Source organism: Enterococcus sp. DIV0574, from assembly GCF_051711125.1.
GTDB lineage: Bacteria > Bacillota > Bacilli > Lactobacillales > Enterococcaceae > Enterococcus_D > Enterococcus_D gallinarum.
This window is the reverse complement of the sequence record NZ_JBIOMA010000001.1, coordinates 729,464-741,708: the sequence shown is the minus strand read 5'-3', so window position 1 is coordinate 741,708 and position 12,245 is coordinate 729,464. Positions and strand designations below refer to the sequence as shown.

Annotated in this window: 12 protein-coding genes; 3 read left to right on the top strand and 9 right to left on the bottom strand. The window is 44.3% G+C overall.

Annotation, left to right across the window (positions count from 1 at the left end; translation table 11 throughout):
- The first annotated feature begins 121 nt into the window (after positions 1 to 121).
- On the top strand, positions 122 to 1,648 hold the full coding sequence (locus IGJ45_RS03670) for an AMP-binding protein (protein ID WP_208774714.1): 1,527 nt from the start codon (positions 122 to 124) through the stop codon (positions 1,646 to 1,648).
- A 119-nt stretch (positions 1,649 to 1,767) separates the two neighbouring features.
- On the opposite strand, the gene menC is transcribed toward IGJ45_RS03670, so the two are convergent.
- From menC to menB, 6 genes are read right to left on the bottom strand one after another with little or no spacing between them, the layout of a single operon-like run.
- Positions 1,768 to 2,871, bottom strand: coding sequence for an o-succinylbenzoate synthase (gene menC, locus IGJ45_RS03665; protein WP_103300635.1), 1,104 nt, complete (start codon positions 2,869 to 2,871; stop codon positions 1,768 to 1,770).
- A 21-nt stretch (positions 2,872 to 2,892) separates the two neighbouring features.
- On the bottom strand, positions 2,893 to 3,711 hold the full coding sequence (menH, locus tag IGJ45_RS03660; RefSeq protein ID WP_208774711.1) for a 2-succinyl-6-hydroxy-2,4-cyclohexadiene-1-carboxylate synthase: 819 nt from the start codon (positions 3,709 to 3,711) through the stop codon (positions 2,893 to 2,895).
- Entirely contained in the window at positions 3,695 to 5,413 is a 1,719-nt protein-coding gene (gene menD / locus IGJ45_RS03655; protein ID WP_208774709.1) for a 2-succinyl-5-enolpyruvyl-6-hydroxy-3-cyclohexene-1-carboxylic-acid synthase, read from the bottom strand. Before menD ends, menH begins: the two co-directional genes overlap by 17 nt.
- Positions 5,391 to 6,767 carry an isochorismate synthase gene (locus tag IGJ45_RS03650; RefSeq protein ID WP_003127529.1) on the bottom strand — a complete coding sequence of 459 codons (1,377 nt, stop codon included), beginning with the start codon at positions 6,765 to 6,767 and terminating at the stop codon, positions 5,391 to 5,393. The genes menD and IGJ45_RS03650 overlap by 23 nt, the downstream gene beginning before the upstream one ends.
- Positions 6,745 to 8,208: an o-succinylbenzoate--CoA ligase gene (menE, locus tag IGJ45_RS03645; RefSeq protein WP_003127528.1), complete on the bottom strand. Its 1,464-nt coding sequence runs from the start codon at positions 8,206 to 8,208 to the stop codon at positions 6,745 to 6,747. Before menE ends, IGJ45_RS03650 begins: the two co-directional genes overlap by 23 nt.
- Positions 8,208 to 9,023 carry a 1,4-dihydroxy-2-naphthoyl-CoA synthase gene (gene menB / locus IGJ45_RS03640; RefSeq protein WP_003127527.1) on the bottom strand — a complete coding sequence of 272 codons (816 nt, stop codon included), beginning with the start codon at positions 9,021 to 9,023 and terminating at the stop codon, positions 8,208 to 8,210. The genes menE and menB overlap by 1 nt, the downstream gene beginning before the upstream one ends.
- A gap of 126 nt (positions 9,024 to 9,149) precedes the next feature.
- Between menB and IGJ45_RS03635 the strand changes: the two genes are divergently transcribed.
- The gene (locus IGJ45_RS03635) at positions 9,150 to 9,515 is read left to right on the top strand and encodes a PaaI family thioesterase (protein ID WP_003127525.1); all 366 of its coding nucleotides are present in this window, start codon (positions 9,150 to 9,152) and stop codon (positions 9,513 to 9,515) included.
- 210 nt (positions 9,516 to 9,725) lie between these two features.
- Here IGJ45_RS03635 and IGJ45_RS03630 read toward each other — a convergent pair whose 3' ends face one another.
- Positions 9,726 to 9,938 carry a DUF2922 domain-containing protein gene (locus IGJ45_RS03630; protein WP_003127524.1) on the bottom strand — a complete coding sequence of 71 codons (213 nt, stop codon included), beginning with the start codon at positions 9,936 to 9,938 and terminating at the stop codon, positions 9,726 to 9,728.
- 17 nt (positions 9,939 to 9,955) lie between these two features.
- A complete protein-coding gene (locus tag IGJ45_RS03625; RefSeq protein WP_003127523.1) occupies positions 9,956 to 10,159 on the bottom strand; it encodes a hypothetical protein in 204 nt (67 codons plus the stop codon).
- Positions 10,160 to 10,329: 170 nt separating this feature from the next.
- Between IGJ45_RS03625 and IGJ45_RS03620 the strand changes: the two genes are divergently transcribed.
- Positions 10,330 to 11,505, top strand: coding sequence for an AI-2E family transporter (locus IGJ45_RS03620; RefSeq protein ID WP_005471785.1), 1,176 nt, complete (start codon positions 10,330 to 10,332; stop codon positions 11,503 to 11,505).
- 81 nt (positions 11,506 to 11,586) lie between these two features.
- Here IGJ45_RS03620 and IGJ45_RS03615 read toward each other — a convergent pair whose 3' ends face one another.
- The gene (locus IGJ45_RS03615; protein WP_005471783.1) at positions 11,587 to 12,228 is read right to left on the bottom strand and encodes a GyrI-like domain-containing protein; all 642 of its coding nucleotides are present in this window, start codon (positions 12,226 to 12,228) and stop codon (positions 11,587 to 11,589) included.
- Positions 12,229 to 12,245: the final 17 nt, after the last annotated feature.

The following is a 12,245-nucleotide window of genomic DNA, read 5'->3' as shown; positions in this document are numbered from 1 at the left end:
CCCAAAGTAACTATTCTTAAAAAAAACGCTATGTTAAAATGAACCATAGTTTGAGAAAGGTGACTTTATTAACCATCGAAGTTAACAAAACACCGTCATCAATTTAAAGGAGTGTGTTATTTTGTCTATTTTAGCGTATCAACCATTGAATCTTTATACCAATTACCGCGATGCGGCGGAGGCTTATCCAGACGTCCCAATCATTCATGATGAGATCTTGCCAGCTTTTCCTGAATTGGGTTACCGCAGCACATATCATTCAAGTCATGAAATAATCTTAAAGCGGGCGTATCAACTTGCCCACCTTGGCGTTCAAGCCGGAGATAAAATCATTATCTATAAATCATCAAAATTTGATACGTATCTTTTAGCTACAGCTGCTGCTTATTTAGGCGCTGTCCCAGCAATGATTTCTTATCATTTTCCAGCTTCAACGATCGAAGTCTTTGTTGACCGCTTAGAAGATCCTTATATCCTTTTTGATGAAGAGACAGAAAACCGAGTGGCAGCTGTCAAAAACAGCAGCCCGAACAAGCAGATTGCTGTCCGCAATCTATTGTTGCAACCAGCTGAACCTGTTGGCCAAACCGAATTGCCTCACGATCAAATTTCTTATATGACCCACACCTCAGGCACAACAGGAATACCAAAATTGATTTGTCACTCGGCCAATTCTATGGGGTGGCGGACAAAGTGGCAGCGAACTGTCTTCACAAAAATCGCAGAAACAAAATTAGTGGCGTTCCATATTTCACCGGTTCATTCTCGCTTCAATATTGGGATCTCTTCTTTGATGTCTATGGGCTTTCCAATGATGCCTCTTGCTAGTGCGAATGGTCCTCATATCGTTCGGATGTTGAAAGAGAATCCACCGATTGCCTTAGAGACACACCCAAATAACTTCGTGCAATGGCGATTCGTTGCAGAAGAACATCCTGAAGCTTTTGCTGGAATACGGTATTATCACTCCACATTCGATGCCATCAATAATCAAACAATGGCAGCTTTCTTACAAACTTCTGCCAATCAAGATGCCATCTTCTTGCAAGTATACGGCCAAAGCGAGTGCGGCCCAATGATCCTGAAAGCACATACGCTAGAAAGTATACAATCAAATGATGCTCGCGATATGGGGATTGGTTTAGGCGATTTGACCAAAGCACGAATCGCAGATGCTGACGGCAATGAGTTGCCTGCAAATACAGACGGACATATCCACTTCCTATCCAAAGGACGGGCATTGACTTATTATAAAGAAGATCAGCGTTTTACTGAGAATGTTTATGGAGATTGGTGGGATAGCGGCGATTATGGCAGCATGAATGAAGAAGGCCATTTATTCTTGAAAGACCGCCAAGTGGATCTGATTGAATCCATCGATAGTAATTTAGCTTTAGAAGATCTGCTTTTAGATACATTGGATTTTCTAGCTGAAGTGGTCATCGTTCGTGACAAAGAAAATTCACCGCAACCGATCATTGCCTTAGCACCAAACCGTGAAATGGATTGGACAGCTTGGTGGCAAGCAGTAGAAGATCTTCCTCGCTTGAATCAGCCAATTCTCTGGGACTTTGAAAAGATCCCTCGTACAGCAACAATGAAAGTTCGCCGTTTGCAAATTGAGAAAGAATTTAAAGAACAGGCTTAGCAACAGGCGCTTGCACGCCCTTTTATCCAAATAACAGCAAAAAGCACCCTCTCTAAAAGCGAGAAGGTGCTTTTTGCTGCTTGATAATTGATCTGCTGATCAAAAACTATTTCTAAAGTTCAACCTAACAAACGAGTACGGGAAACACAATAGTCAGCTATTTTCTTTTCATCTAGTGTGAAGCCCGCTCCCACACCAACAGGCACCTGAAGACAGCCATTTTTGATCTTCGCAGGTTCAGTGACGATGTCATCGTAAAAATAACGATCAGAAGCAGATAGATCACCAGGGAAGTGGAAGGGAGCTTGGCTGGCAAACTGCAGATTCAACGCTCGTCCCACTCCTGATTCGAACATTCCACCTAGCCAGACATCCAATCCATAATGTTGGCAGGCTGAAACAATTCGCATCGCTTCGGTGATTCCTCCCACTCGCGGAATTTTTAGATTGATTGCTCGGCAACTATCTAATGAGGCAACAACAGCGACATCTTCTGCAGTACGTATATCTTCATCTAAACATAGCGGCGTCTTTAACTGCTTCTGCAGACGGCGATGCCCCACTAGATCCCGGATCTTCAACGGTTGCTCGATCATTGCCAGCCCCAATTCATCTAATGCGAGAATCTTTTCCGGTTGATCTTCATAAGCGCCGTTCGCATCAGCCATCAGCACTAGCTCGGGAAAGGTTTCCCGAACGGCTGTCAACGGCTCTAAGTCGACTCCCGGCTTGATTTTGATTTTTACTCGCTGATATCCTTGCGCTACATAATCAGCGACTTGTGCGACTAGCTGTTCTGTGGATGCTTGAATCCCCACACTGACCCCTACAGCAAGCTTGTCTCTTGTTGTAGGATAAAAAGAGGTCAGACTGCAATGTTTTTGGCGGCCATATAAATCCCAAATCGCCGTTTCAACTGCTGATTTGGCCATAAAATTTCCTTGAACTGTTTGAAATAACGTCCAAACATCTCGCGGATGATCGATGTTTCCTGTCAGCAATGGGAATAAGAACTTGCTAATGACTTCTCGAGCTGAAGCCAACGTTTCTTCAATATAATCTGGTTGCTGAAAAGCCACCAATTCTCCAACACCTACGGTTCCGTCTTGGTCGGTCAGTACAAGCAGGTCAAATGCTTTTTCCGTCAAGCGACCATAACTCGTCTCAAAAGGCTGCCTCAATGGGAGTCGACAAGCAATCCGTTCTGCTTTGACGATTTTCATACGCGCTCTCCTTTTCCAATATCAGTGTGCGGTCAACCAAGCATGCACTTCATTTGCCACTACATCTGGACGTTCCAAATGCACGCAATGACCGGCTTTTGACACCGAGAGGATAGTCAACGCTGGTTGTTGCTGCTGCATTTTTTTAGCGATCAGGAAAAATTTTTCATCCCATTCCCCAGTGAGAACCAGAAATGGGCACTGAATGTCTGCCAAATTTTGCCAGAAGCTAGGTTGTGTTCCTGTTCCGCTATAGTACAAACTCATCGCCAAACCAAACGCCTGTTGGCTCAAACGCGTCGCTCGTACTTGCTGCTGTATTTCCTTTGGTAACCGTTTTTGACTAGCAAACAATGGCAGTTCTTGCCAATAATCAACAAAGTCAACCAGCGGTTGCTGAATCAATCGTATCGCCAAACGTTGATCATTGCGTCGGCGAAGACTGCGGGCAGATTCTGATTCCAGTCCCGGAGAGCCGCTCTCCATGATCAAGCCAGCGATCTTGTCTGGGAAAGCAACCGTCCATGCCAATGCCGTACGAGCACCCATTGAATAGCCATAAAGATAATAACGGTCAACCGTTAAACGATCCACCAATTCTGCCAGATCCGTTACCATCTGAATCATCTCATAGCGTGACGGGTGCACATGACTGGCGGAACCACCATGACCCAACAAATCGATTGCTAAGACATTGAAGGACGTTTCTTGAGCAAACACTGGGCGAAAAGAATCTGAAGTGCCAGTAAATCCGTGCAGAACTACGAGGGTCGGCAGATCAGCCAGATAAGGTCGATACCACTGATACAAATAGTTCACACCGTTAACGTTTATTTTCATTGGAGATCCTTTTCTGAAACTCCTGTTGCAACGCTTGCCAAGCGATCACAGGATCTTTTTGCAGGCCAACTACTTCAATGATCTGAAAACAAGGCGTCGTTAATGATTGCTCGATTTGGGAGGCAAAATCAGTCAAAGTTGCTGGAGCGTGCCATTTCGCGCCATAAAGTTTTGCAGCTTGCTGAAAGTCAAGATCCAACGGGGTGCCAAATAGCGGCACAAAGTCACTTTCTGACAAGGTATTTTGCGATAAGAAGGAAAAAATCCCCCCACCGTTATTATTCAGTAAAATGATCGTGACTGGCAGCTGATATTGTTTGAGCAATTGCAGCCCATTCATATCATGAAAGAAAGCTAGATCGCCAATCAATAAATAGGTCGGTTTTTGGCTGGCAGCTGCGATCCCAGCAACGGTCGATATCAACCCATCGATACCATTCACACCGCGATTGCCAAATACTTGGTAAGCACTACCTGTAACCGTTCCGTATCGATCAACAAAGCGGATCGCATTACTATTTGCTAAGAGCAATTGGGCATCATGTCCCAATGTTTGTTGCAAGATCCGTACAGCAGCAGTTTCATTCCACTCCGTTAAAGAATGAGTCGTTGCCAATGCTTCCTCAGCGACGGCTTGCAGCTTTTGCCATGGCTGAAACCATTCTGGTTGTGGTCTGCTAGGCAACTTGCTTACTTGCTCCACAAAATCCTCTATCGTAAGCTGTAGCAAAAAGGCTGAGCGATGCAATTGATCTTGCCACTGTCCAGATTCATCCACGAAAAGCCAGTCGATGCCTTCCGGCAGACCGCTTAACCAAAGCAAGACATTTTTGGTCACTGGCAAGCGACCAAAACGAATAACGACTTCGGGAATAAAGTCCGCATCTAGTTGTGGAAAAATCAAATCAGCCTGTGGGAGAAAATGAGCCGACGTTTCCCCGCAAGTGGCCAAATTTGTCAGTGGATCCCCCACTAGCGGCCAGCCAAGATGATTGGCAAGCGCATGCAGCGTTTCTGCTTCAGAAGGTGTCAAACTTTCACCCACCACTAGGAGCCCTTTTTTCATAAACAATGGTGCCAGTTCTGTCAATACAGCTGCAGGTAGCGATTGCTGTGTAGGGAGGTAAGCGATATTTTGTTGGATCGAACAAGTCCGCGTGAAGTCAGGCAGTAATGGTTCCCGCAAAGGAAAATTCAGGTGTACGGGACCACGTGGCTGCTTTAATGCTTCGATCGTTGTCGTGGCAGCCTGCCAAAAGCTGTACTTCAGCATGTTGGGTGTATTCTCCGGCACAGTCATTTCTACCATTTTTTTTACATGAGAAGCATACAGACTTTGCTGATCCATGGCTTGCGGTGCACCAACACCACGTAGTTCCGGTGGCCGATCAGCAGTTAAGACGATCAATGGCAAATTTGTGGCTTCCGCCTCACAAATTGCTGGATAGTAATTGGCTGCAGCAGTACCTGATGTACATAGTAAAAGTGTCGGCTGCAAATCGACTTTGGTCATTCCCAACGCAAAAAAAGCTGCTGAACGTTCATCGACATCGATCCAACAAGTGATTTCTGGATCCCGATGCAAAAGCAATGCCAACGGTGTCGACCGCGATCCGGGACTGATCACCGCTCGCTTTATTCCAGCGGCTTTAAACCCATGGATTGCTGCCAACAAGTAGTCAGTCATGACTTGCTGATTCATTCTCTATCACTCCTCTTAGCATAGGTTGGAATTTCAAGGCTGTCTCTTGGCGCTCTTCTTCTGCAACAGAATCGGCGACGATCCCGCATCCTGCGTAAAGGATGCCTTCTGTCCCATGAAAAACACCAGAACGAATCGCTACTGCAAATTCTCCGATATCTTCTTGGATACCTAGCCACCCGATTGGTCCACCATATAATCCCCGACGCGCAGGTTCGTGGTTACGAATCCATGCCAGCGCATCAGCTTTTGGCTCCCCACCTAGGGCTGGTGTTGGATGCAGCTTAGCCACTGCTTCTAAAAAAGAAACAGCGGGCTTCCGCTTGCCAGACAAAGGCACGAATAAGTGCTGAATGTCGCGATTCTTGATGATCGATCGCGCCTCTGAATGGAACCCTTCCGCCAATAAGGAAGACAACGCCTGCTCCAGACGATTGACAACTACTTGATGCTCATGGGTATTTTTGGGATCAGTTAATAATGCATCAGCTATTTGCTGATCTTCTGCTGGTGTGCTGCCTCGAGGCGCAGACCCTGCAATGCTGACTGTCTCGAAATGACTGGCAGTCGCCTTTAACAAGCGCTCCGGTGTGGCACCAATAAACGAAACCTCGTCTTCAAAAGCAAAGAGATAGGTATTGGTTTGTTGCTCTGCAAGACGGGCCAACACCGCAAAGGAATCAATCTCCTTCTTAGTAGTGATTTTCATTCGCCGAGCTAAAACAACCTTCTCCAAAGGCGTTTTTGCAGAGCGGATCGCAGCGACTGTCTCATCGACCGCTTTTACCCATTGTGGTACGTCTAATTCTGTTTGCTGCAACAAACAAGCCCCTACAGGCTGTTGTGCTTGCTTTCCCCATTGCTCAACGAGTTGTTGTAAATCAGCAAACTGTCCGAACAGCGTTTCCACGTCATTCGTATCCTTCGCTTCGACGGTCAAGATCACACCATACACATCATTTATTTTTCTAAAAAGAATTTTCGGCAACACAAAAAGACCATTGCCGATTGTGCCCCATTCTGCTGCTCCTTGGCTTTGTTCATCAAAAGCAAAAGCCCCTAATAATGTAGCAGCCATTTGGTCCGTATTTGGTTGAAAATGCTGCTTTTTAAGGTTTCGACGCTGCCGCTCAAAATCAATCAATGATGGGTTCGCGTACCGTTTCACACTGCCGATACCCAAAAAACAGGTTGCTTGATCTGATGATCGCCAAAAATAACGTTCACCAATAAATTGACTGGCAGCAGCATATAACTGAACAAAATCACAAGGTGCAAGTGGGTAATAATGACTAAACACCTTTTTGCCAGCAGCTAATGCATGTTGATACTCATTCTTTGATTTGCTGTTCAATGTAGTTCACTCTTTCTTCTGTCAGCAATACACGCTTTACTATTTTCCCGCTAGCGGTACGCGGCATTTCTTTTACTTGATAATAGCGACGGGGGTGTTTGTACCGAGCAAGCTGTGGGGTTAGATAGGCGATCAATTCTGGTAATGTAATCGGCTCTTTGAGTGTAAGATAAGCAACTGGCTCTTGTCCCCACACTCCACTTGGCTCGCCCACCACTGCCGCTTCTTCAATTGCAGGGTGGCTAACTAATGCCTGTTCAACTTCAGCTGGATAAATATTTTCGCCACCGGAAATAATCAATTCGCTCAAACGAGATACCACATACAAATACCCTTCAGAATCCAAATAGCCAAGATCACCGGTGGCAAACCAGCCATCCTGCGTCCACTGCTCCAACCCGCGATCATTCAAATAGCACGTAACGATCGCAGGTCCTTGCAACTGGATTTCCCCCAGTTTTCCTTCTTTTTCGATAACAGATTCTTTCAAAGACTGCGACTGAATCCGCAAATTGACTTGGGCTAATGGTAATCCAGCAGAACCAATTTTTTCCTCGGCTTTATCTGGAGGCAAAGCAACGACTTGCGAACAAGTTTCAGTCATCCCATAGGATTGAATAACTGATAAGCACTTGTCTTGGCATTGCATCAAGACTGATCTGGCAATCGGACCACCACCTAAAAGAATATAGCGCAATGAAGGGTAACCATTGTCTCCAGTCAAAGGCAAAAGATCGATCAGCATTTTGGTCACTAACGAGAGCACCGTTCCTTTACCAGCAGCTAGGTCTGATGCGATTTGCTGCGCATCGAATCGATCATATAATCGAACACTGATCCCTAAAATCAAGGAACGCAACAAAATTGATAAACCGCTAATATGATACAACGGAACGACACAACACCAGCAGTCGTCAGCAGTCACCGACAAGTTGATCTGCGTGGCTTGTGCACTGGCAAAATGATTGCCAAATGTTTGAGGCACTCCTTTGGGATTACCCGTCGTGCCAGAAGTGTACATGATCGATGCAACTTGTGTTTTTTGGTAAATCGAAATCGGCGCAGAAAAAAAACGTTCTTGCAATTTGCCAAAAGGCAGGAACTTGATTCTCGGCAAGGAAAGCGATCGATTGGTGACTACCCACTGACAGGCAGCATCGGTTAATTGATAGTACAGCTCTTTTTCAGTCAATCGAGTGTTTAAGAACTGAATTTGTTTTCCTAATTCCCAAAGTGCCAAAATCGTGAAATACATCTCAGGAGAGTTATTGCTTAAAATCGCTACTCGCTCGATTGTTTGAGGAATCCGATGTTCATAATAGCAAGCATAAGCCGTGACTTCTTTTTGCAAGGCAGCAAACGACCAGCTTTTATCTTGCCAATAAAAAGCTGGTCGTTCTGGATGAAGTTGTGCTTGCCGTTGCAGCCAACTACCATTCATTAAGGGAATTTAGGGAATTGGTCGAAATTAGGCTGACGTTTTTCTTTAAACGCATCGCGGCCTTCTTTTGCTTCATCCATTGTGTAATACAATAAGGTCGCATCGCCAGCAAGTTGTTGGATTCCGGCTAGCCCATCTGTATCGGCATTCATTGAGGCTTTGATCATGCGCAAAGCCAATGGGCTTTTTTGCAGCATCGTTTCTGCCCATTCCATCGTCACATCTTCCACTTGATCAAGAGGAACGACTGTATTGATCCAGTTCATTGCTAAAGCTTCTTCTGCTGTATACTGTTTCGTCATAAACCAAACTTCTTTGGCTTTCTTGTGGCCAATCGTTCGAGCAAGATAGCCTGAACCGTAGCCACCATCGAAACTGCCGACATTCGGTCCTGTTTGACCAAATTTCGCATTATCTGCCGCGATCGTTAGATCACAAACCAGCTGCAGCACGTTTCCGCCTCCAATAGACCAACCTTTGACCATAGCGATCACCGGTTTTGGTAATGTCCGGATCAAACGTTGCAAGTCCAGCACATTGAGACGAGGAACTTGATCTTCACCAACATAGCCGCCATGTCCGCGAACTTTTTGGTCGCCGCCAGAACAAAAAGCTTTGTCGCCAGCTCCTGTTAGAATGATCACACCAATGCCAGGTTCATCGCGACTGATTGAAAAAGCATCGATCATTTCAAACACCGTTTTCGGTGTAAAGGCATTGTGGACTTCTGGACGATTGATCGTGATCTTCGCCACTTTACCATGCTGTTCAAATAAAATTTCATCGTATTCTTTTAAGGTTTTCCATTCTCTCATTACAGGTTCCTCCTTATGTCACATGTTTCCATTATACACATTTCTGAGCGAATTTCGTTAGAAATTGCTTTCTGTCAAACGTTTGTTATAATCAAATCATCAAATTCTCAGAAAACGAGGAACTCTATGAACTTACTTGACTATTTAGGCATCCAGATCGAAGAAACAACCGCTACTCAGGTTCGGTTATCTTTAGTGGTCACCGATCAGCATAAACAACCTTTTGGTCTTCTGCACGGTGGTATCAATGCCGTCTTGATTGAAACAGCTTGTAGTCTGGGGGCAAATCAAGCCGTAGCTGAAGACCAATTTGCCGCCGCGATTGATCTACAAGTCAATCATTTAAAAGCGGTCAAACAAGGAACTGTTACTGTGGAAGCTGTCCCTGATCGAATCGGTGGAAAGATCCAAACTTGGCAAGCTACGATCAGACAATCCGATGGCACGAAAACGGCTGTCGGACGTTGTACATTAACTGCCGTCACCAAATAAAGGGACTGTGCCATAAGTCTCCTACAAGTAACACTAGCCGAACATTAATGATTATTGCTCCTGCGGTGCAGGGACTCCTCGTCGCAAAAGTCAGAGGAATCTATGCTAGCAACAGACTATTATTCGGTTTAACTTGTTGGATACTGACTTATGGCACAGTCCCTTTTGATTGTCGAGCATTTCTTGATGAACGTTCTACTTCAACTTATTTCAAAACAATGGCGTCTCAATCGTCTCTACGATTTTGGCGCCAGACAGCTCATTGTAATAACGGACACCATCTGATTCAAAGATACCGATTTTTGTAATATTCTCCATTGCTGTTCGTGCTGCTTCTGCCGTTATCTCTTCATCAAAAACTTTTGGCTGCAATGTGTGTTTTTTGCCCTCGCTAGTCAAAAATAATGCATGAAGCTTTTTCATCGCTTTCTCTCCTTTCGTTATTTTACGTACTCATTCTGGATCGTTTCTACCACGCCAGCCAAAGACGCATTCTTAGAAAATCCTGCCATGGCTTCACCAAACGCTAACATCTTAGCCTCCTCTGGAGCATTCATGACTTGATTGACGGTCTGACTGACAGTTTTTTCTGCATCTGGTGCTTGGATTCGAATCGTCAGCCTTGTGGTGGTTTTGGTCTTCATCGCTTCTTTTCCTCCTCTATTGTATTTTGATTGCTTCGTAAGTGGCGCCCTTACATATCTATAAACGAATCAAATAAGCAAAAGTAAAAAATAAAATTGGTTTGACTCGCTCTTTTTTTACAGAAAGTGCTGCTTTCGTTATAATGAGGCTAAGAAAGTGAGGCTCTTCTATGAAAAAAAACCGTTTAATCCAATTTTTAGGAGGAAAAACCAGCTATTATGTACTGGGATTGATCATTCTCTGTGCGATCGCTGCTTTTTTACTTAAACAAATCTCGTTTCTTTTTGATCCTTTTTTTGTCATTATTTCTACTCTTATTCCACCATTTTTATTCGGCCTGATCTTGTATTATTTGTTCAATCCGTTAGTTGATCGCTTAGAAACGAAAAAGATTCCCCGCATTGTTTCCATTGGCGGGATCTATCTTCTGATTCTTTTAGTGATCGTTTTGGCTGGGTTTCAGCTTTATCCAATCATCCAAAAACAAACAACCGATTTGATCAATCAATTCCCAGATTTGATTGCTGATTTCGAGCGAAACGCTGACTCATTCCTAGCGAATACGCCATTTGGTGCTCAGATCGATCAGATCACGGATACTCTTCAAAAAGTTGCCAACAATATCATGGATTTCATTGGTGACTATTGGCAAACCGGTGCTGCAGGGCTTAGCAGTATCTTTTCGACGATCTCAACGTTGTTTATCGCATTGTTTACAGGTCCGATCATTGCTTTTTTCTTACTAAGAAATCCAAACAAGTTTTATTATTCTCTCCTGTCAATCGTACCACCGCGATTTCGTAAAGATTTCAACACGATCGTAAAGATCGCTGACCTACAAGTTGGTGCCTTTCTGAAAGGACAGATTATTTCTTCCTTTATTTTAGGCGGAATTTATTGGGTGATTTTTTTGCTGATTGGTTTAGAATATGCAAGTATCTTGGCGATCGCTGCCGGAATTTTATGTATCATTCCATATATCGGTCCATTTATCGTCTTCTTCCCGGCCCTTTTCATCGCAGCACAAGATTCAACAGGAATGCTGATCAAATTCCTGATTGCTTGGTTCGCCGTACAGCTGCTTCATGGTGACTTGGTCGTTCCTCGTGTAATGGGAGATCGTCTGCAGATCCATCCGATCACGATTCTCGTTGTTTTATTAGTTATGGGGGATTTGATGGGGATCGTAGGTGTCATTTTCGGAATACCGATCTACTGTCTCTTAAAAGTATTAGTGGTGTATGGATTCCGCAAATTCAAGCAACGGTACAATACCTATTACGGCGACGAAGGCAAGTATTTTCACAGTGAATTCACCAGTGAAGACTACTTAAAAGATGAGTAGTAAAAGAGAGAGAATCGCTTAAGCGCGGTTCTCTCTCTTTTCATTACGTGTTTTCATTAAGTACACCAACGGTTAAATGGATCAAGCGGATTCTTTGTTTGTTTTGGCTACCCGCCAGCGTAAGACTGTTTTTGCTTTTTCTGGTGCTGTCTTTCGCGGATCTGACAGATAGATCTCCCGATGCTGATAATTGCCCATCGTGGGAACAATTGATAGATCGTGGGCTTCGCAATAGTCTTGCATTTTCGCAAACGTTTCTGTTTCTGTGTCAAAAGGACCGATGTGACAAGCTTGCACGGACCAGCCTTCTTGGTATTCTTCGAAACGAATTCGTTCCAAAAAACGATTTTCTTTTTTCTTCATGATTTGTGTCAACTGTTCGGCGGCTAAATCAGCAGTTACTTGTTCCGGTTGCCGAATCATGATTTTATAGATCAACTCTTCTTTAGCAATCGGTCCTTGTGGTTTTTCAGGTAAAGTCCATACGCCTTCTAGCGGGTATACCGTATACTCAAAAGGCGTATTGCCGAAGGAGCCTTTTTTCAATCCCATGCGCAATCCATAGGCCATCATATAAAGTGCACTGATTTGCTCGGAAAATTCAGGACGGTTAGGGTTTCCTTCGCCAGTCAACGTAATGAATTGATAAGCAGGCACTTCGATCAGCTGTGGTTCTTTTGGTAAATAGTAAGCTTTTTCTTGTTTTCGCCATTCATATTTCATTGTCCAAACTCCTTTTT